This is a genomic window from Pseudomonas urmiensis (assembly GCF_014268815.2).
GTDB classification, from domain to species: Bacteria; Pseudomonadota; Gammaproteobacteria; order Pseudomonadales; family Pseudomonadaceae; genus Aquipseudomonas; species Aquipseudomonas urmiensis.
On the sequence record NZ_JABWRE020000001.1, the window covers coordinates 1,987,977 to 2,008,959 of the forward strand.

A 20,983-nucleotide genomic window follows, 5' to 3' on the forward strand; every position below is an offset into this window, starting at 1 on the left:
TTGTTTGTTCTGGCCTCTTCGCGGGCAAGCCCGCTCCCACAGGTACCGCGCGGTTCTTCCAGCTGGCGGTGTGCCTGCGAAGAGGCCGGTATATCCACCACACCTGGCCCTATCGTCAGATAAAGCCAGCCCAGGCGCCGCCACTAACTTCGCGACTTCAGGAGGCCGAGCAGAGGTGTCTGGAGGGCCAGGTGCGCAGCACCCTTCGGCGTAGCCGAAGGCGCGAGATGTAGATTTGCGTAGCAAATCGTAGGCCGCGCGGGCCCGGAAGGCACCGGCGCGAGGGGATCCCGCCACGGGCGGGACTGATGGTGGAGCGCACGGCTTTTGGTTACTTTTGGTCACGACCAAAAGTGACCCGCCGTAAGGGCGGAAAGGTGACTCAGCGTCGCCCTCGCCATTGGATATGCCCAAATTTCTAAAAACCCAAACCCAAACCCAAACCCAAACCCAAACCCAAACCCAAACCCAAACCCAAACCCCCAATTCGGGGAAACCTACTGGGGAATCCTCCCCAATCCGTTGCACTTCAAACCCCAACCAACTGAAAAATAACAATAATTTTTATGGCATACACCTTGCTCCACCTCCTCGCAGAGTCCCTGTGTCCCCCGGAGGTGCAGCATGATGACCCCGCTCAAAGGCTCAGTCCTGACATCACTCGTGCTAGCCCTGTTCGGCTGGCAAGCGACCAGCGAAGCGGCGGTGCAATGCCAGCGCAACCTGGTCGCCAACGTAGTGGCCCTGGACCAGCCCCTGATGTTCAACCGCCTCGGCGCGCAGAACGCCAACGGCATGATGTTCGCCCTGCGCCAGGATGTGGTCGACGAAAACCATATCCCGCTGACCAAGGGCGGCGCGGCCGTGCCTGGCAAGGTCACCCTGCGTCCAGACAAACGCCCACGTCCGATCGTATTGCGCGTCGCCGCCGGTGACTGCCTGACGGTCAACCTGACCAACTTGCTGGCCTACCAGGCCAACCCCAATAAGCACGGCATCGACCACGACGACAACGAAGTCGAGGGCGAGGAAGAGAACGAGAACGAAGCCGGTGAAGTGGAAAACGAGGGCGGTGAGCATTTCATCGCCGACGAGCAAGTCACCGACCGTCACGTGGGCTTCCAAGTCAATGGCATGCAGGCAGTCAACGGTATCAGCGATATTGCCGCCAACACCGGGCGCAATGGCAATTTCCTGGTCGCCCCCGGTGGCACCCGCAGCTATACCCTGTACGCCGAGCGCGAAGGCGCCTTCGCCGCCACCAGCCAGGGCGCTACGTTTGGCGGCCAGGGTGGTGCTGGCAACGTCGCCAATGGCCTGTTCGGCCAAGTGGTGGTAGTGCCTAAAGGCGGCCGTACCTACCGCAACACCCTGACCGAAGAGGAGATGCGCCTGGCCAGCACTGGCCGTGCACCCACCGGTCAACCGGTGGTCGACTACGAAGCACGTTACCCGCAAGTGGAACCCTGGATCAGCGAGGGCAAGGCTGGCAAACCGATCATCGCCATGATCGACGGCAGCGAGATCCTCAGCAGCGAGACCGACGCCATCGTCATGGGCCCCAACCCTGACGGCAGCTTCCCGCGCTCGACCTATCCATTGGAAAGCATCAACAAACGTAACCCGGCACTGCCTAACCGGCTGCAAGCGTTCCGCGACTTCGGCTCGCAGTTCGCCGACGAAGTGGCCGGCACCCAGGCATTCCCAGGCTATTGGGCCGACCCGATCATGGGCCATGTGCTGGAACCTACGCGTGACTCGTTCATGATCAACTATGGCTCAGGCGGCTTGGGCGCTGAGGTGGTGGCCAACCGCCTGGGCGTTGGCCCGATGCATGACTGCCTGTCCTGCGCCTACGAGGAGTTCTTCCTCAGTGCCCACACCGTGGGCGATATCGGCACCTTGGTCGATGTCCCGGCCAACGTTGGCCTGGAGCACATTCGCCCAGGTGAAACACCGCCGGCCAATGCCGTTGGGGTCAAGGCCAGCATGGCCCTGTACCCGTCGGAGCCGGCCAACGTGCACCACAGCTATATCGGTGACTTCACCAAGTTCCGCAACACCCACAACGGCCATGAACAGCACATCTTCCACCTGCATGGCCATCAGTGGCTGTTCAACCCCAACGACGATAACTCCGACTACATCGATGCCCAGGGCATTGGCCCAGGCATCGGCTACACCTACGAAATCGCCAACGGCGGTTCGGGCAACCGCAACCGGGTAGCGGGCGATGCAATCTACCACTGCCACTTCTACCCGCACTTTGCCCAAGGCATGTGGGCCATGTGGCGGGTACACGATGTGTTCGAAGAGGGCACCCGCCTGGAAGTCAGCGGCGAGGCGCAGGACGGCTACCACAGCACGCCGTTTGCCCTGCGCAGTGGCAAGCCAGCAGCGGGCGCCCGGGCTTTGCCGGATGGCGAGATCATTGCTGGTACGCCGATTCCGGCCATCGTGCCGCTGCCTGGTAAAGCGATGGCGCCGATGCCCGGCAAGGTGGTAGTGGTGCCCAAGCTGGCTGAACAGCTGGTCGCCGAACATGAAGAGGAGGAAGAGGACGAGGAAGAGGGCGACGACGACCATGGCCATCATGGCAATGATGACGGCGCCCCGCGGGCCATCGGCTCGCTGGCCCTGGTCGATCGTAGCGAAAGCAACCGCAACGCCGACGGCAGCCTGAAAAACCCTGGCTATCCGTTCTGGATCGGCGGCATGGAAAGCAGCGTCGGCCAACGTCCACCGACGCCACCACTGGACATGCTCGACCCTGTCCTGGCGCAACAGCTCAAGAACAGCGGTAACGCCCTGTGGGCCAACCTTGATGCGGGTCAGGTCGATGGCTGGGATGGGGGCCTGGGCCGGCACGCGCTGGATGGCATTTCCGCTGGCGGCGAAGCGGTGTCGACCACCACCAAGCTGGACTTCTCCAAGGTGGTGCACAAAGCCAAGCCGATCTACATGCCCGAGGAGGGCACCGACGTCGAGCAGGCCGCCATGCAGTTCCACGCCAAGGCCGAGCACGCCAGCTACGCGTTGATCCCAGGCAGCCAGCCGGTGGCGCGCAACTTCCGCACCAACGGCGCCTTGCCCACTGCTGGGGCACCGTTCTATGAACCGTGCATGGATGACCGGGGCAAGCGCCTGACGCAAGCTTCCGGCGCGGGTGAGTTCTTCAGCGGCGAGAGCCTGACTGGCTTGAACTTCCGCGGTGCCTCCACCTTCACCGCCGACCGTCCGCGGATCTACAAAGGCGCCAACATCCAGTTCGACGCGGTATACAACAAGGTCGGCTACCACTTCCCGCAGGCGCGCATCCTGGCCCTGTGGGAAGACGCCTGGCCGGTGATTACCAAGCAGCGCCCACCAGAGCCACTGGTGATGCGCATGAACACCTTCGACTGCACCATGTACACCCACACCAACCTGATCCCGTCGTTCTATGAGATGGACGACTACCAGGTGCGCACCCCAACCGACGTGATCGGCCAGCACATCCACCTGCCCAAGTGGGACCTGACCGCCGCCGACGGCTCGGCCAACGGCTGGAACTACGAAGACGGCATTCTCTCGCCCGGCAGTGTGGTCGAGCGCATCCAGGCCATCCGCAGCTTCAATGGTTGCAGCGAAGGCGATGCCCGTGATGGCAGCGCCGCTTGCCCGAAAGCCAAGCAGCACCCGTACTTCGGCCGCTTCGGCAGGGCAGACTGGCTCGGTGCGCGCACCGCCATGCAGCGTTGGTTCGCCGACCCGTTGATCAACGTGCATAACGTCGATCGTGGCCTGGGCACCATCTTCACCCACGACCACCTTGGCCCATCGACCCATCAGCAACTGGGCCTGTATGCCACTGTGCTGGCCGAACCTGCCGGCTCGACCTGGTACCACGCCGAGACCGGCGAGAAGCTCTACAACCCGGCGATTCGCCAGGACGGTGGGCCGACCTCGTGGCAAGCGGTGATCCAGACCGGCGATCACGACGGCGACGGGCGTAACGACAGCTATCGCGAGTTCTTCCTTGAGTACAGCGACTTCCAACATGCCTATGAAGCCGGCGTGTATGTTGGCGCCGGCCCCGATGGCGTGCCCAATGGCCAGGCGTATCCGGCCACCAGCGACAGCTTCCGCTACGCCATCAACCCACCGGTGCGCCAAGCAGCCTCCAACCTGCTCGAGTCGGTGGTCGAGTCGCGCGGCGGCCTGAGCCCAGGTTGCCCAAGCCGGCCGTGCCCGCAAGCGATCTCGGTGGATGACCCTGGCATGTTCGTCGTCAACTACCGCAACGAGCCGCTGGCCCTGCGCGTATTCGACCCGAACAAGGTCGGCCCGGATGGCAAGCGCGGCATGCAGGCCGATGGCCTGGCGGGAGACCTGAGCTATGCCTTGCAGACCCGTACCGACCGCGCCATCCCGGCGATGAACCTGGCGCCCTCGGCGATCACCTCGGCGCTCGGCCCAACCGGCGGCACCACGCTGTTCCCGCCGCACATCAACAAGGGCAGCGAGCCAGGCGACCCGTTCACCCCGCTGCTGCGTACCTACTCGGGCGACAACGTGCGCCTGCGCATGCACGCCGGCGGTCATGAAGAGGAGCACAACGTCACCTTGCACGGGGTCAAATGGCTGCAAAACGGTTCGGGCTTCGGCAACAGCTCCAACTCGGGCTGGAAGGCTTCGCAGATGATCGGTATCTCCGAGCAGCTCGGCTTCATGGCGCCGGTGTCGATGATCTCCAGCTCCGCAGCCACCAACGGGGATTACCTGTACTCGCTCGACGCGGCCCTGGAGGGCTACTGGAACGGCATCTGGGGCCTCATGCGCAACTACACCGCGCAGCGCGCCGACCTGTTCCCGTTGCCGAATAACCCGCAGCCGGTAGCCATGCGCAACACCGTGGCGTTCGACGGCATCTGCCCGAGGACTACCGCCAACACTAATGGCGTGGGCAGCAAACCGACGGTCAAACGCAACTATGAGATCGTCGCAGCGCTGGCCAACGACATCCTCGACAACCGTCATGGCGTGAGCATCGCCGACCCGGCGGGTATCGGCCAGCATGTCGGCGGTCCACTCAAGGCCAATGGCGGCACCCTGGTGTTCAACAGCCGCAAGACCAGCATCCCGCAAGTGACGGTAACCGACGAGGAGGACGGTGCCACCTTCACCATCGGCGGTCACAGCGCACCGCTGCATGACCCGACTGCGGTGCTGTATGTGCGCAAGGCCGACCTGGACACCAGCACCGGCAAGCTCAAGGCCGGGGTGCCGGTAGAGCCGCTGGTGCTGCGCGCCAACGCGGGCGACTGCATCAGCATCACCCTGGAAAACCGCCTGCCGCTGATGATGCCGGACCTGCCCAGCACCGCAGTGATGCAGAACGTGGTCAAGCGTGATCGCAACGGTAGCGAAGGCTCCACCGCCTTCAACAACAACCTGATGCGACCTTCCAGCCACGTTGGCCTGCATGCCCAGCTGCTGAGCTATGACATCACCAAGTCCGATGGTGCCAACGTGGGCCTCAACCCGATCCAGACCGTACCCCCGCGCGCGGGTAGCAGCGGCGCCTACCCGAGCAAGGTGTATCAGTACTACGCCGGGCACCTGGAGCGCGAAGGCAAGCCTGTGCTGCAACTGGGCCGTACGGTGGACAACATCAACACCACCGCGATCGAGTTCGGCGGCCTCAACCTGACCCCTTCGGATGTGATCAAGCAGCCGCAGAAGGGTCTGGTCGGTGGCATGAGCATCCTGCCGCAGAGTGCGACCTGGACTGAGGACAACGCCAGCCGCGCCCAGGCCACGGTCAAGGTCAGTGGCCAGCCCGACTACCGCGACTTCGTCACTGTCTGGCAGCGTTCGCTGAACATGCGCTGGGCCGATGGTCGGCCGGTTGAGGGCATCGCCACCGAAGGCAACGGCGTGCCGGGTGACCCGAAAGACAACGGCAACATGGCCATGAACTACAAGACCGAGCCGCTGTGGCTGCGCTTCGGCCTGGCGCCGGACGCACCGTTCGGGCATGCCGATGGCTTTGGCTTCGCCGATGTGCCCAACGCGCACATGGCCTACAGCAATGCCCTGGTCGGTGGCGATCCACAAACCCCAGTGCTCTGGGCCAAGCCTGGGCAACCGGCACGCAGCCACGTGCTGATGCCCAGTGGGGGGAGCCGCGGTATCACCTACCAACTGGACGGGCACCTGTGGCCACTGCACGCCTACCAGGCCGAGAAGAACGACCTCGACGGCTACCCCATGAGCCTGCCGGGCATTGGCTCGGTGCGCTTTGGCTACAACCCGATGTCGATCTACATCGGCGCCCAGGAAAGCGTGCTGCCGGCCGCGCACTTCAGCTTCATGCTGCCAAGCGCCGGCGGTGCCAACGCCATCCCAGGTGACTATCTGTTCCGCGACTACGCCGCCTACGGCAATGCCTCGGGGCTGTGGGGGATCCTGCGGGTGACCAACGAAGCGCCACCGGCAACCGCCCCGGCGCAATGACAGAAGGGGAGCGCGAGCATGAACAAAAAGACTCGCCCTGCTTACTTGGGGGTACTGCTGGGAGTGGCGCTGATCGGCATGGGGGTGGCCTACGAGAAGCTCTGGTGCGACCCGCGCGAGCTGTTGCAGGAGGCTGCCGACCCGCAGGCCCTGCACCGGCTCAGCCGCGACGGGGTGACCGTGGAGTTCGAAGCCAAGGCCATGGACGGTGGCCAGCTGCGTGAAGGCAGCTTTGCCAACGTGCGCTTCAAGGTCAGCGACCAGAGCAGTGGCCAACCGTTGTCGGGGATGTCACCGGGGGCCTGGTTGGACCCGGCCCAGTCGGCCCCGGCAGGTGACCGCGACAGCAGCTGCAAGGCGCGCGTGGCGCTGTTTCTCAAGAGCAGCATCGGTGCCCGGCCATTGCTGGACCTGAACAGCTACTTTCTGTTGGTGCTGAACAAGGACCCCAGCTTGACAGTGATCGACCCCACCGTGTCGGTGGGCGGGGTCACCAGCACCTTGGCGCGTATCGACCTGCCAGGCCGGCCGATGGATTGGGCGGCCACGGGCGATGACAAGCAGGTGTTCGTGTCCATGCCCGAGCGTGGCCAGGTGGCGGTGATCGACACCGAAACCTTCCGCCGCGTGGCGACCCTGGAGGCCGGCGCCCAGCCGTTGCGGGTTGCCCTGCAGCCCGACCAGCGGCTGCTCTGGGTAGGCAACAACAGTGATGATCCGGCCAAGGGCGGGGTAACCGTGATCGATGTGCACAGCCGTAGCATGCTCAAGTCGTTCGCCACCGGCTCCGGGCATCATGAGATCGCCTTCAGCAGTGATTCGCGCTATGCCTTCGTCACCAATCGCGATGGCGGCACGCTGAGCATCATCGATGCTGCCGAGATGCGCCTGGTGAAAACCCTCGACGTTGGCCCGCACCCGTTGTCGGTGGCCTATTCGCCGCTGTCCCAGGCGGTCTATGTGGCCGATGGCGAGGAGGGGACGGTGCGCGTCATCGACGCACGCAGTCATCAGCTGCGCCACACGGTCAAGGCAGAGCAGGGGCTGGGGCCGATGCGCTTTAGCAACGATGGCCGCTACGGCATCGTGCTCAACACCCTGGAAAGCCAGGCCTTGGTGATCGATGCCAGTACCGACACGCTGATCCACCGCATTGCGGTGGCGGCCGAACCGTACCAGCTGACCTTTACCAAGGGGTATGCCTACGTGCGTGGGCTGTCATCGCCGAAGGTCAGCATGATCAACCTGGGTAGCCTGGGCGAGGGCCGCCAGCCCATCGTCCAAGGCTTCGAGGCCGGCCCCGCCGCGCCGCGCCAGGCCGGTGACTTGCCCTTGGCCCAAGGCCTGTCGGTGGCCCGCGACAACAACTCGGTGTTCGTGGTCAACCCGGTGGACAACACCACCTACTTCTACGCCGAGGGGATGAACGCGCCGATGTCCGGCTACAACAACCGCGGTCATCAGGCGCGGGCGGCGATCGTCATCGACCGCAGCCTGCGCGAGCTGGCCCCAGGTGTGTATGGCTCGACCGTGAAGATGCCGGCGGCGGGCAAGTTCGACGTGGCCTTTCTGCTCAACCAGCCGCAAATCATCCACTGCTTCAGCACCGATATCGCCGTGGCGCCTGAGGCGGCCAAGCGCAAGGGCGCTCACGCCGTGTTCATCGGCAATGATCAGCCGGCCTTGCAAAACAGCCCCTTCGTTGCCCGCGTGCGTATCCTCGGTGACGACGGCCAGCCACGCCTGGGCCTGCGCGATTTGAGCCTGCGCTACTTCCTGGCGCCGTCGTCGCTGCCGCGCAGCTTGCCCCTGACCGAGGTGGGTGAGGGGGTCTACCAAGCCTCGCTGGAGTTGGCCGAAGCCGGTGCCTGGTACCTGCACGTGCAGTCGCCATCACTGGGCCGCACGTTTGCCGAAGAGAACTACACCAGCCTGCGTGTCCTGCCGGCCGCAGCGTCTACCGCTTCCCAAGGGGAACCCAGGAGTGTGCGATGAACTGCCCAAGCAAACTGCTCGCCCTGAGCCTGCTGCTCGCCAGTAACCTGACCTGGGCGCATGCCGGTCATGATCACAGTGGGCATGCCCCGCAACCGCCAGCGGCGCACCAGGAAAAGGCCAGCGTCAGCTTTGCCGATGTCGCCCTGCAGGACCAGGACGGCATGCCGGTACGCCTGGAAAAGGACCTGGTTGGCGATCACCTGGTGGTCATGGGCTTTATCTACACCAGCTGCACCACGGTGTGCCCGGTGGTGTCGTCGATCATGTCCAAGGTCCAGGCGCAGATGGGCGGGCGGGTTGGTGAGGAGATCCAGCTGGTGTCGATCAGCGTCGACCCGCAGCGCGACGATGCCAAGCGCCTGGCCAGCTACGCCAAGGCGTTTCAGCAGGGGCCGGGCTGGAGTTGGCTGACCGGCTCACCCTATGCCATCACGCAAACCTTGAAGGGCCTGGGCAGCTTCAGCGCCGACCTGACCCAGCACCCACCGATGATCATCGTCGGTGATGGTCGCAGCGGCCACTGGACCCGCTACTACGGCTTCACCGATCCGGCCGTGCTGGTCGCCGAGCTCAACCGCCTCAGCGCCCGCCGTGTGCACGCCAAGAGCACTGCGATCGCCGCAACCCCAGACCCTGCCGCCCAGGAGGCACAACCATGAGCAGTCTTACCAGCCGCCGAAGCGGCATGCGCGGTCTCGACTGGCTGACCCTGACCGGCTGCCTGTGGATCCTCAGCAGCGTTGCCTTGGCCCACGAGGGCCATGCGCCGACGGCCCCCGCGCCGCAACCGGCACCGCCGACGATCAGCAGCGGTGGCGGCACCCGCGATGCCCAAGCCTGGTTCACCGATACCGTGCTCAAGGACCAGAACGGCCGCGAGCTGCGCTTCTACAGCGATGTGCTCAAGGACAAGGTGGTGATGCTCAATGTGATCTTCACCCACTGCAACGACGCCTGCCCGCTGATTACCCGCAAGTTGCGTGAAGTACGCGAGGCCATGGGCAGCGAACTGGCCAGCCAGGTGACCTTCATCTCGGTCAGCAGTGATCCGCTCAACGATACCCCGGCAGTGCTCAAGGCGTTTGCCGAAAAACAAGGCGTGGATGGCCCTAACTGGCTGTTCCTGACCGGTGACAAGGCCAATGTCGACTTGGTGCTGGGGCGCCTTGGGCAGTTCTTGCCCAGCCCAGAGCAGCACTCAACGCAATTGATCGCTGGCGATGTGGCGAGCAAACGCTGGAGCAAGATCCGCCCCGACGCGCCACCTGCGGCCATCGCCCAGCGCATGCAGTTGCTCACTCAACCACTGGCCGGCCGGTGAGCACCGTGGGCCGGCTGCTGGCACTGTGGCTGGGGCTGTCGCTGTGCACCACAGCCCTGGCCCTGGACTTGACCGCTCAGGAACAGGCCGGCAAGCGCCTGTACCGTGAGGGCCTTGCCAGTGGCGACGCCCAGGTGGTCGCCCGGGTCGGTGTCAGTGACATGAGCGTGCCGGCCAGCGTGCTGCCCTGTGCCAGTTGTCATGGTAACGATGGCAAGGGCCGCGCCGAAGGCGGTGTGCGTCCGCCAAGCCTGGATTGGCAGCGCCTGAGCGTCGGCGCCGGTGAGCGCCAGGCCAATGGCCGCAGTTACCCGGCCTACGACGCGTCAGGCCTGGCCCGGGCGGTGCAGCAGGGCATCGATCCGGCTGGCAACCGGCTCGATCCGGCGATGCCGCGCTTTGTCTTGAGCCAGGCCGATCAACGCAATCTCACCGCTTATCTCAAGCGCCTGGGCGAGGAGCGTGATCCGGGCGTGGAGGACAGCGTATTGCGCCTGGGCACCTTGTTGCCTGGCTCCGGGCCCTTGGCCGAGGCGGGCAGGGTGGTGCGGGCCGTGCTTAACGACGGGCTGGAGCAGCTCAACCAGCAAGGCGGGATCAATGGCCGGCGTTTGCAACTGGTGGTGCTGGATCCGGGTGCAGACCTGGGCAGCGCCAGCCGCGCCTTGGACCGCTTGCTGGACCAGGAGGGTGTATTCGCAGTGGTTTCGCCGCTGGCGCCGATGCTCGATGAGCGTCTGGCCGCAGCCCTTGAACGGCGTGGCGTGCCGTTGATCGGCAGTACTCCACGCAGCGGCCCCAGCCCGCAGATCTTCGACCCGATGCCGGGGCTGCTGGAACAGTTGCTGAGCCTGGCTGTGCATGCTCGCGACGGCTTGGGCTTGCCTGCCGATGGACTGCGAGTGGTCTACGCCGATGCCGAACAGGCCACGTTGGCCGAACAGTTGCGCCAGCGGCTGCAGCAGGCCGGTTGGAGTGTGCCCGCCGTGCAGGCGTTCACCGGGCAGGCCCCGGACGCCCAGGGGGTGGTGTTCCTCGGCCACGCGCACGCCTTTGGCCAACTGACCCAGGCGCTCAACGCCGCTGGACGAGCGCCGCTGTTGTTCGCTGCCGCCAGCCAGGTCGCCGGGAGCTTGCCCAACCTTGCGCCGCAGTGGTCGCAGCGGGTGTTCCTGGCCTATCCATTCGTCCCCGGCGATTGGACCGAGCAGGGTCGCGCCCGGCTGGCAGGCCTGCATCAGCGCCAGGGCCTGGATGCGCGCCAGGCCTCACTGCAGGTCAACACCCTGTGCGCCTTGCGCCTGCTCAGCGAGGCGCTCAAGCAGATTGGCCGCGATGCCAGCCGCGAACAACTGGTGCGCGCCCTGGAAGGCCTGCATGACATCGACACCGGCCTGACCCCGGCCTTGAGCTTCGGCCCGGGCCGGCGCCAGGGCATGGCCGGGGCTCATGTGGTGGCGGTGGCCCTGCCTGGGCCGCGCTTTGCCGAAGTTGCGCCGTACCGGCCGCTGCCGGACACCCCTTGAACGGAGGTTGCCATGCGTATCGTCTTGCTGTGCCTGTTATTGGGGATCACCCCGATCAGCTGGGCCGACCTTGCCGCCGCGCGGGTCAATGGCGTTGAGATCAGCGTCATGCGCCTGGAGCGCTATTTCAGCGAGTACCTGCAGGCCCAGGGGCGGGCGCTGAGCAGTATCCGCAACCCCAACCTGTACAAGCGCCTGCGCGACCAGGCCCTGGATGAGCTGATCGACAAAGAGCTGCTCTGGCAGGAGGCGCAGCGGCGCGGCATCGTCGTCAGCGATGAACAGGTTTCGGCGCACATCGGCCAACTGGAACAGGCCTTCGGCAGCCCTGTGGTGTTCGAGCGGCGGCTGGGCGAGGCGGGCTTTAATCGGGCAGAGTTTGCCGACTACACTCGTCACGAAATGGCTGCCCAGCGCGTCTACGCGCAGCTGAGCGCGGTAGCGGCGCCGTCCGAGGCTGACGTCCACGCTTTCTACCAGGCCAATCGAGAAAGACTGCAAGGAGCGCAGAACCAAAGTGATAACACTTCTGTCATACCAGAACAGGGCCTGCAGATGGCCAGGCTCGCGCTCGCCGAACAGCTCAGCGCCCAGGCGCGGCAAACGGTACGCCAACGTTTGCGTGAATCGGCCCACGTCGAGCGCGCAGACTGATACGCTCTGGCATAGATTTCCCCAAGTGTGGGGACATATCTCTGGGCAAAGTGCCATCAAGCTCCCCGGTTATGGGGAACTGGGTGCTCGGGTGTTTTCTTGGGTATCTGGATGGCTTAGCAAAATCAAAGACTTACAGTGGTGCAACATGACCTTTCATGCCTGGCACGAAGCCTGCTCAAGCCTCTACAAGGCCGCACTTCGCAGACCGGGAAACCGGGTAGTTCTTGGGAGTCGACCTTGGTGAACAGAGTATTGGTAGTCGATGACGAGCAGACCCTCGCGCTGAACTTGCAGGCGTATCTGCAAGCGCAAGGCCTGGAAGTTGATGTTGCCCACGACGGTTTCAGCGGTATTGAGCAGGCTGAGAAGCTCAAACCCGATGTGATCGTGCTGGATTACCGCTTGCCCGACATGGAGGGGTTTCAGGTTCTGGAGACCGTGCGCAGGAACAGGCAGTGCCATTTCGTGCTGATCACCGCCCACCCGACCGCCGAGGTCCGTGAGCGGGCCGCCGAACTTGGCGTCACCCATGTCCTGTTCAAGCCGTTCCCCTTGGTGGAACTGGCCCGCGCAGTCGCCGACCTGACCGGGGTAGAGCGCCAGCGCAGGGCAAGCGACAACCCGGCCGAAGGTTTCGTCGAACGACGCCAGAACAGGAACGATACGTTCCCCATGCAGTTGTTCGATGGAAGCTGGGTACTGGCCGACCGCCGCCGTCATGGCGCACGACCTCCTGGACCTGACGACGACCAACTGCTCACCGGGGAATAGCGGCGCCCGCGGCCACCCCGGTCCCCACCGAGCCAACCTGCGACGCGCCCCTGAGCGGAGTCGCAGGCCATGTCCGATGTACTTGAGCAGAGCCCACCCGAGCATCCAGATCCGGCGCTGCAGATCGTCAGCTTCCCCCGTGAACTGCTCGCCCAGGCCCGCCTGGCAGCCGGTGAAGAACGCCTGCTGAACTGCCTGCAACGGCTGTGCAACGATGCCCCGGCCACCTTCACCCAGCGCCTGGCCCACACCCTACATTACCCGCTTCTGGACAGCCCCAGCCTGTTCGCCTGCACCCCGGTGTTCGAGCGGGTCAGCCTGGCCCAGTGCCTGAAGCACGAGTTCGTACTGGTCCAACAGGCAGGCGAACTGATCGGCGTGTTCGCCGACCCCTTCGATCATGCCCGCCTGGCCTGGATCGACGATAACCTGCAAGGCGCAGCGTTGTACCTGGCTCACGCTGCCGACCTGGCAGCGTTCCTGGCCCGCCACGAGGAAAGCTTCCACGCCGTCGACGCCATGGACCCGGACGGCGACCCCGGCAGCGAGGCCGACCCGCTGCAACGGCTGTCGCTGACCAGCATCAGCGAAGACCAGAGCCGGGTGGTCAAGCTGGTCAACTCGACCCTCTACGATGCCCTCAAGCAACATGCCAGCGACATCCACCTGGGCATGACCGGCCAGGGCCTGACCATCAAGTACCGCATCGACGGCGTGCTCAACGGCGCCGGTAAAGCCAGCGGCAGCGCCTTTGCCGAGCAGGTGATCTCGCGCATCAAGGTCATGGCCGAACTGGACATCGGTGAAAAACGCGTACCCCAGGACGGCCGCTTCAAGGTGGCGGTGGGCGAGCGGCAGATCGACTTCCGCGTCTCGATCATGCCCAGCATCTTCGGTGAGGACGCGGTGCTGCGGGTGCTCGACAAACAAGACCTGTCGGACAAGGTCAGTGGTGTGCAGCTGCAAGCCCTGGGCTTTCAGGAGCAGACCCTGCGTGCGCTGCGCCGACTGGCCAGCGAGCCCTACGGGATGATCCTGGTCACCGGCCCCACCGGCAGCGGCAAGACCACCACCCTCTACGCGATGATCAGCGAGATCAACCATGGCGTAGACAAGATCATCACCATCGAAGACCCGGTCGAGTACCAGTTGCCGGGGGTGTTGCAGATTCCAGTCAACGAGAAAAAAGGCCTGACCTTCGCCCGCGGCCTGCGTTCGATCCTGCGCCATGACCCGGACAAGATCCTGGTCGGCGAGATCCGCGACCCCGACACCGCCCAGATCGCCGTGCAGTCGGCGCTCACCGGGCACCTGGTGTTCACCACCATCCACGCCAACAACGTGTTCGATGTGATCGGCCGCTTCAGCCAGATGCAGGTCGACCCCTACAGCTTCGTCTCCGCGCTCAACGCTGTGCTCGCCCAGCGTCTGATTCGCCTGGCCTGCCCGCACTGCGCAGTGGCTTGCGAGCCGGACGATGAGCTGCTGGCGGTCTCCGGGCTTAGCCGCGAGGCGGTCAGCGGGTGGCACTTCGTTCGCGCCCAAGGCTGCGGCCAGTGCCGCGGCAGTGGCTATCGCGGCCGCAACGCGATTGCCGAGTTGCTGCATCTGGATGACGACCTGCGCCAGATGATCGTCGAGCGCCGCCCGCTGGCGCAGATCAAGGCATTGGCTTGCCAACGCGGCCTGCGCCTGCTGCGCGCATCCGCCCTGGACCTGGTCCGCGAGGGCCGTACCACGCTTGAGGAGATCAACCGTGTCACATTTATCGCCTGATCGCTATTGCGCCGTACTCGGCGCTGAGGGTGTCGGCCTGGGTCGCTGGCACGCCAACCAACATCAATGGCTGGGCAGCTGCGGCTTTACCTGCGATGCCACGCAACCGGCCTGGGCACCTGCCTTGCAAGCGCTGGACGCGCTGCTCAGCGAGCACGCGCTGCCCGGCGCGCAGCTGCGGGTACTGCTGTCGGCGCGCTACAGCCGCTTCTGCCTGGTGCCCTGGAGCGATGCCATCGGCCACCCCCGCGAACTCGATGCCTACGCCCGGGCGTGCTTCGAGAACCTCTACGGGCAGTCGCTGGATGACTGGCGCATCGTCCTCTCGCCCGAAGCTGCCGGCGCTGCGCGGATCGCCACGGCGCTGCCGCAAGCACTGATGCAAGGGCTGCAAGCCTTGGCCAAGGAGCGCCGGCTGGGCCTGCGCTCGGTTCAACCCTACCTGATGGCCGCCTACAACCATTGCAGCGCCCAGCTGGAGCAGGGCGACTTCCTGTTCGTCCTCGCCGAACCCCGGCGCAGTGTGCTGTTGCTGGCCGCTGGCGGCGCCTGGCAGCAAGTCCTGGCCCAGGGTTGCGCCGACACTGACCAGGCCCTGCAAGCGCTGATCGAACGCACCTGCGAGCTGTACGGCGAGCATCTGCCACGCATCTACCTGCATGCCCCAGGGCGCAGCGATGTACCCCAGCTGGCCGCCGTGCAGCTGTGCCAGAGCGCAGGCGACAGCGACCCGCTGTGCGCCATGTGGCGGGCGGTGGCCTGAGATGCGCCGCCTCGATCTGGAATTCCAACCCAGGCGCAGCAGCGCGTTGGCCTGGTCGCTGCTGGCCTTGGGCAGCGCAGTGCTGGCGCTGCTGTTGCTGGTGCAGCAGCAGTTGCAGAGCGAGCAAGTCGACCTGGAGGCGCGGGTGCACAACCTTGAGCTCAAGCTTGGCCGCCGACCCGCTACCGCCGCGCCGCTGAGCAGCGCCGCCAGCCGCGAACAGGCCGAGCAACTGGCGCAGATGCGCAACGTCTCGCAGCAGCTGCAACGGCCGTGGGAGCAACTGTTCGCGATGCTCGAAGCGATGCCGCAGGAAGACGTCGCGCTCCTGACCATCACCCCGGACGCGCGCAAGGGCCAGGTGCGCATCGCCGCCGAAGCGCGCGACCTGGAAGCGATGCTGCAGTACCACCAGCGCCTGGAACGCAGCGCCGAGCTGCGCGATGTGTCGCTGCTCAACCACGAAGTGGTCGCCGGCCAGCCTGAGCACCCGGTGCGCTTCAACCTTACCGCCACCTGGGAGATCGGCCATGCGCGTCCCTAGCCTGATCCTGCATGAACAGGCGCGCCGCCTCGGTCGCGCTGGCCTCGGCGCGCTGCTGGTCAGTGGCGTTGCCCTGGTGTTCGGCGTGGCCAGCGTACTGCCGCAGTGGCAAGCGGTGCGCGAACTGCGCGCCAACGAAGCCGACGCCAGCGTGCAGGTCCAGCGTTTGCAGCGCGGCGAGCTGAAAATTGCCGTCAAGCCTGAACAGCAGGCGCTGGACACCCTGCGCCAGCAACTGCCAGGCCAACCGCAGGCCAGCGAGCTGATCGAGCGCCTGTACCGCCTGGCCAGTGCCGAGCGCATCAGCCTGGCGCGCGGTGAATACGCCCTGGGCGTCGACCCCAAGACGCAGCTGGCGCGCTACCAGATCGTCCTGCCGGTGCGCGGCAGCTACCCACAGATTCGCGGCTTCCTCCAGGCCCTGCTCGGGCAACTGCCGACCCTGGTGCTCGAAGACCTGGAGCTGCAGCGCAAGCGCATCGGTGACAGCGAACTCAATGGTCGCCTGCGCATGACCCTTTACCTGTCGAGGTCGTCATGAACAGCAAGCGCACGGCGATATGGATTGGCTTTCTTGGCCTGAGCGCGGCATTGGCCTGGGCGCCTGGGCGCTGGTTTGGCCAGACCCAAGACAGCGTTGAAACCCTGGCCGGGCAAGCCCGCGCCCCCGTTGCCGAGCGGGCAACGGACCGGCGCGTGACGGCGAGCGTGCCCGGCGATAAGGCCGCGGGCAAGCCATCACGCGATCTGTTCCCGGTACAGCGCTGGAGCGCAGCGCAAACCCTGGCCACGGTCACCGAGCAACCGGCGCTGCCCACCCCGGTCGCTGCCGCCGCCCCCATGGCGCCCATGCTGCCGTTCCAGTTCATCGGTCGCATCGGCGATCGCGACGACTTGCAGATCTTTCTGCAGAGCGGCGAAAAGCTCTACGTCGTGCGCCAAGGCGACGTGATTGACGACACCTACCGCCTCGATCACGTCTCGGCCACCGAGCTGAGCCTGGTCTACCTGCCACTGCACCAGCCACAGACCCTGTCTGTCGGGAGCGCACCATGAAGCCTTCGAAGTTGTGCAAGCCTGCTCCATTCCTGCTCCTGGCGCTGTGCGTGGCGATGGCCGGGTGCGGCTCCAGCGCGGTGCGCAAAGACAGCGATGCGCTGTTCAAGGAGGGCCAGTACGAGGCCGGCATCGCTCGCCTGGAAGATGCCCTGCGCGAAGACCCGCGCGACACCGAGCTGAACATCGCCCTGGCCCATGGCCGCCAGGCGGCGGTCGAGGCCTTGCTGACCCAGGCCGACAGTGACCGCAGCCGCCATGACTTTGCCGGCGCCCGCATGGGCTACGGCCGGGTGCTGACCTTCGAGCCGAACAACCGCCGCGCCCAGGAAGGCATTCGCCAGATCGAGCTGATGCGCACCCTCGAAGACCGCATCGCCCTGGGCCAGGCCTCGCTGCGCCAGGGCGACCTGTTCGGCGCCGAGCGTATCGTGCGTGACGTGCTGCGCCTGGATCCGCAAAACCAGAAGGGCATCATGCTGCGCAGCGACATCGAGAACGTCCAGGCGCGCACTGCGCAGCCGTTCCCGCAACTGCGCAGCAAGCTGGAACGGCCGGTGACCCTGGAGTTTCGTGACGCTAACCTGAAGACCATCTTCGAGGTCCTGGCCCAGGTCGCCGGGATCAACTTCATCTTCGACAAAGACCTGCGTCCGGAAATGAAAGCCACTATCTTCGTGCGCGATGTGCGCATCGAGGACGCCGTGGCCCTGCTGCTGGAGCAGAACCAGCTGCACCAGAAGATCGTCAACGACAACACCCTGCTGATCTACCCCGACTCGCCGCAAAAGACCAAGGACTACCAGGAACTGGTCATGCGCACCTTCTACCTGACCAGCATCGATGCCAACACCGCGATGAACATGGTCAAGACCATGCTCAAGACGCGCGACGTGTTCGTTGACGAGCGCCTCAATACCCTGACCATGCGCGACACGCCCGACGCCGTGCGCATGGCCGAGAAACTGCTGCAATCGCAGGATCAGTCCAACCCTGAAGTGGTGCTGGAAGTCGAAGTGATGGAAGTGGCCCGCTCGCGGATCCTCGACTTGGGCCTGCAATGGCCGAACACCTTCGGACTGCTCACCAGTGAAGGCAAATCGGTTAGCGTGCTCGACCAGCTGCGCGGGATCAACTCCAGCCGCATCAGCATCGCCCCGGCGCCGCAAGCCAAGATCAACGCCCAGGACAAAGACATCAACACCCTGGCCAGCCCTGTGATTCGCGTCAGTAACCGTGAGCAGGCGCGCATTCACATTGGCCAGCGGGTGCCGATCATCAGCGCCACTTCGGTGCCGTCGACCCAAGGCCCAGTGATCACCGAGAGCATCACCTACCTGGACGTCGGCTTGAAGCTCGAAGTGCAGCCCACCGTGCACCTGAACAACGAAGTGGCAATCAAAGTGGCGCTGGAAGTGAGCAATGCCACGCCGCTTGAGGCCACCCGCCAAGGCACCATTCCGGTCCAGGTCGACACCCGCAACGCGCAGACCAGCCTGCGCCTGCACGACGGCGAAACCCAGGTACTGGCCGGCCTGGTGCGTAACGACCACAACGCCAGCGGCAACAAGATCCCCGGGCTTGGCGATATCCCCGGCCTGGGCCGGCTGTTTGGCAGCAACAAGGACGACATGACCAAGTCCGAGCTGGTCTTGGCGATCACCCCACGGATCGTGCGTAACCTGCCGTACCAGAGCCCCTCGGACATGGAGTTCGCCACCGGCACCGAGTCGAGCCTGCAAGTGCGGCAATTGGCCCAGCCGCTACCGGCCAGCGCCTTGCCTAGCGATGCACCGGGCGATGCGCCCGCCGAGGCGCCCTTGGTCAATGGCCAGATGGCCGTGGTCCCGGCCAACCGGGCTGTCCAGCCATGAAACGCCAAGCCCGCGGCTTCAGCCTGATCGAGGTGGTGCTGACCCTGGCCCTGCTCGGCATGCTCGCCGCCATGGCCGCACCACTGACCGAGACCGTGGTACGGCGCGGCAAGGAGCAGCAGCTGCGCGAAGCGCTGTACCAGATTCGCGATGCCATCGATGCCTACAAGCGTGCGTTCGACGCCGGTTACATCGAAAAGCGCCTCAATGCCAGCGGCTATCCGCCCAACCTGCAAGTGCTGGTCGATGGCGTGCGCGATGTGCGCAGCGGCAAGGGCGCCAAGTTCTATTTCCTGCGGCGCATCCCACATGACCCGCTGTTGGCGGTCAAGGACGACGACCAGGGTGGCTGGGGCCTGCGCGCCTACGACAGCAGCGCCGACAACCCACGCGATGGCGAAGACGTCTTCGACGTGTATTCCAAGGCCCGCGGCAAGGGCCTCAACAGCATCCCCTACGGGCAATGGTGACGGCCATGAAACGCAGCCAAGGCTTCACCCTGATCGAGTTGCTGGTAGTGATGGCGATCATCGCCACCCTGATGACCATCGCCATGCCGCGCTACTTCAACAGCCTGGATGCCTCGCGCGAGGCCACCTTGCGCCAGAGCCTGGCGGTGTTGCGCGAATCGCTCGACCACTACTACGGCGACACCGGCCGCTACCCCGAATCGCTCGAGCAACTGGTCGAGCAGCGCTACCTGCGCAACACCCCAGTCGATCCGATCACCGAGCGCAGCGATGCCTGGCAGTTGGTGCCACCACCAGAGGGCGTGCCCGGCGGCGTGGCGGACATCAAGAGCGGTGCAACCGGGAGGGCGCGTGATGGCAGCCTCTATGCAGAGTGGTAAGGCCTGCGCCGGCTTCACCTACCTGGGCGTGCTGCTGCTGATCGCCATCAGCAGCATGGCCCTGGCCGCTACCGGCACCCTGTGGTCGACCAGCGCCCTGCGTGAGCGTGAGCGGCAATTGCTCTGGGTTGGCGGCCAGTACGCCCAGGCCCTGCGCAGCTACTACCGCGCATCCCCGGGCCTGGCCCAGTACCCGCAAGATCTCAACGACTTGCTCGAAGACAACCGCTTCCCCACGGCCAAGCGGCATATCCGCAGGTTGTATCCCGACCCGATTGCCGTCGGCGAGGAATGGGGCCTGCTGCGCTCGATCGACGGGCGCATCACCGGTGTGCACAGCCGCGCCGATGCCGCCCCGCTCAAACGCAGCGGCTTCGATGCCCAATGGTCGGCCTTCGAGGGCCTTGAACACTACAGCGATTGGCAGTTCGTTGCCGAGCAGGCCTTTGCCGAAGGTGGCAACGGCGAGCGTCGGCCCAGCGCCCAGGGAGATGCGCCATGAACCGCAGAACGTTCGTCCTGGCCTTGTGCCTGCTGCTCAACCACGGCGCGGCCAATGCCGGCCCCGAGGACGAGATGATGGGCTTTATCGTCGACAACACCATCTCGCACATCGGCCACGACTTCTACAACGCCTTCACCGAGCGCCTGCGCGCCACCAGCCGCCTGGACTTCAACCTGGTGGTGCGCGAACGCCCGGACGCCCGCTGGGGCAGCCTGGTGACCGTGGAGTTTGAAAGCGACGTGCTGTACCGGCGCTTCCTGCCCCCGAACACCACCCAACTTACCGACGAGGCCGTCGCGGCCGCCGACCTGGTCAAGCAGCAGATCATCCAACGCAAGTTGCAACGCCTGCTGCAGGACACCACCGATCTGGAGAGGGACGAGCTATGAGCAAGCACATTCCACAGCAGCTTCTACGTGGCCTCGCCGCCAGCCTGCTGGCAGGTGTCCTGGCCAGCCAGGCGCAGGCCACCGAGCTGGTCTACACCCCGGTCAACCCAGCGTTCGGTGGCAACCCGTTGAATGGCACCTGGCTGCTCAACAACGCCCAGGCGCAGAACGACTATGACGACCCGGACCTCAAGGATCGCACCTCGTTCGCCGGCACCTCGGCCCTGGAGCGGTTCACCAACCAACTGGAGTCGCGGATGCTCTCGCAGTTGCTCGACAACATCAGCAACGGCAACACCGGCAGTATGTCCACCGACACCTTCCTCATCGACGTCATCGACGATTCCGGGGCCTTGAGCATCAAGGTCACCGATCGGGCGACCGGTGAAGTTTCGATCATTGAGGTCAGCGGCCTGAACCCCTGAGAGGGACGGGACTAGCATTTAGGGGAGAAC

The 20,983-nt window shown here is 65.1% G+C and carries 18 protein-coding genes; all 18 read left to right on the forward strand.

The window, feature by feature from the left end:
- The first annotated feature begins 624 nt into the window (after positions 1 to 624).
- The 18 genes from mnxG to HU737_RS08880 all read left to right on the forward strand — a co-directional run bounded on the left by mnxG (position 625) and on the right by HU737_RS08880 (position 20,953).
- Positions 625 to 6,498 carry a manganese-oxidizing multicopper oxidase MnxG gene (gene mnxG / locus HU737_RS08795; protein WP_186553272.1) on the forward strand — a complete coding sequence of 1,958 codons (5,874 nt, stop codon included), beginning with the start codon at positions 625 to 627 and terminating at the stop codon, positions 6,496 to 6,498.
- Between the two features lie 18 nt (positions 6,499 to 6,516).
- Positions 6,517 to 8,493 (forward strand): cytochrome D1 domain-containing protein, encoded by a 1,977-nt coding sequence (locus tag HU737_RS08800; RefSeq protein ID WP_186553271.1) that lies wholly within the window; start codon positions 6,517 to 6,519, stop codon positions 8,491 to 8,493.
- Positions 8,490 to 9,155, forward strand: a complete 666-nt coding sequence (locus HU737_RS08805; protein WP_186553270.1) for an SCO family protein — start codon at positions 8,490 to 8,492, stop codon at positions 9,153 to 9,155. Before HU737_RS08800 ends, HU737_RS08805 begins: the two co-directional genes overlap by 4 nt.
- Complete coding sequence (locus HU737_RS08810) at positions 9,152 to 9,817, forward strand: SCO family protein (RefSeq protein WP_186553269.1); 666 nt, start codon at positions 9,152 to 9,154, stop codon at positions 9,815 to 9,817. The genes HU737_RS08805 and HU737_RS08810 overlap by 4 nt, the downstream gene beginning before the upstream one ends.
- Positions 9,818 to 9,822: 5 nt before the next feature.
- Positions 9,823 to 11,343 (forward strand): cytochrome c/ABC transporter substrate-binding protein, encoded by a 1,521-nt coding sequence (locus HU737_RS08815; RefSeq protein ID WP_186553268.1) that lies wholly within the window; start codon positions 9,823 to 9,825, stop codon positions 11,341 to 11,343.
- 12 nt (positions 11,344 to 11,355) lie between these two features.
- Complete coding sequence (locus tag HU737_RS08820; RefSeq protein WP_186553267.1) at positions 11,356 to 11,997, forward strand: SurA N-terminal domain-containing protein; 642 nt, start codon at positions 11,356 to 11,358, stop codon at positions 11,995 to 11,997.
- 240 nt (positions 11,998 to 12,237) lie between these two features.
- Entirely contained in the window at positions 12,238 to 12,771 is a 534-nt protein-coding gene (locus tag HU737_RS08825) for a response regulator (protein ID WP_186553266.1), read from the forward strand.
- A gap of 69 nt (positions 12,772 to 12,840) precedes the next feature.
- Positions 12,841 to 14,547: a GspE/PulE family protein gene (locus tag HU737_RS08830; protein WP_186553265.1), complete on the forward strand. Its 1,707-nt coding sequence runs from the start codon at positions 12,841 to 12,843 to the stop codon at positions 14,545 to 14,547.
- Positions 14,528 to 15,310, forward strand: coding sequence for a hypothetical protein (locus HU737_RS08835; RefSeq protein ID WP_186553264.1), 783 nt, complete (start codon positions 14,528 to 14,530; stop codon positions 15,308 to 15,310). The genes HU737_RS08830 and HU737_RS08835 overlap by 20 nt, the downstream gene beginning before the upstream one ends.
- Before the next feature lies 1 nt (position 15,311).
- A complete protein-coding gene (locus HU737_RS08840) occupies positions 15,312 to 15,854 on the forward strand; it encodes a pilus assembly protein (protein WP_186553263.1) in 543 nt (180 codons plus the stop codon).
- Positions 15,841 to 16,395, forward strand: a complete 555-nt coding sequence (locus HU737_RS08845; RefSeq protein ID WP_186553262.1) for a GspMb/PilO family protein — start codon at positions 15,841 to 15,843, stop codon at positions 16,393 to 16,395. The genes HU737_RS08840 and HU737_RS08845 overlap by 14 nt, the downstream gene beginning before the upstream one ends.
- Positions 16,392 to 16,910, forward strand: a complete 519-nt coding sequence (locus tag HU737_RS08850) for a hypothetical protein (protein WP_186553261.1) — start codon at positions 16,392 to 16,394, stop codon at positions 16,908 to 16,910. Before HU737_RS08845 ends, HU737_RS08850 begins: the two co-directional genes overlap by 4 nt.
- Complete coding sequence (locus tag HU737_RS08855) at positions 16,907 to 18,784, forward strand: secretin GspD/PilQ domain-containing protein (protein WP_186553260.1); 1,878 nt, start codon at positions 16,907 to 16,909, stop codon at positions 18,782 to 18,784. Before HU737_RS08850 ends, HU737_RS08855 begins: the two co-directional genes overlap by 4 nt.
- Positions 18,781 to 19,254, forward strand: coding sequence for a type II secretion system protein (locus tag HU737_RS08860; protein ID WP_186553259.1), 474 nt, complete (start codon positions 18,781 to 18,783; stop codon positions 19,252 to 19,254). Before HU737_RS08855 ends, HU737_RS08860 begins: the two co-directional genes overlap by 4 nt.
- 5 nt (positions 19,255 to 19,259) lie before the next feature.
- Entirely contained in the window at positions 19,260 to 19,634 is a 375-nt protein-coding gene (locus HU737_RS08865) for a type II secretion system protein (RefSeq protein ID WP_186553258.1), read from the forward strand.
- Entirely contained in the window at positions 19,609 to 20,136 is a 528-nt protein-coding gene (locus HU737_RS08870) for a type II secretion system protein (RefSeq protein ID WP_186553257.1), read from the forward strand. The genes HU737_RS08865 and HU737_RS08870 overlap by 26 nt, the downstream gene beginning before the upstream one ends.
- The gene (gene csgE, locus HU737_RS08875) at positions 20,133 to 20,528 is read left to right on the forward strand and encodes a curli production assembly/transport protein CsgE (protein WP_186553256.1); all 396 of its coding nucleotides are present in this window, start codon (positions 20,133 to 20,135) and stop codon (positions 20,526 to 20,528) included. Before HU737_RS08870 ends, csgE begins: the two co-directional genes overlap by 4 nt.
- The gene (locus HU737_RS08880) at positions 20,525 to 20,953 is read left to right on the forward strand and encodes a curli assembly protein CsgF (protein WP_186553255.1); all 429 of its coding nucleotides are present in this window, start codon (positions 20,525 to 20,527) and stop codon (positions 20,951 to 20,953) included. The genes csgE and HU737_RS08880 overlap by 4 nt, the downstream gene beginning before the upstream one ends.
- Positions 20,954 to 20,983 lie beyond the last annotated feature (30 nt).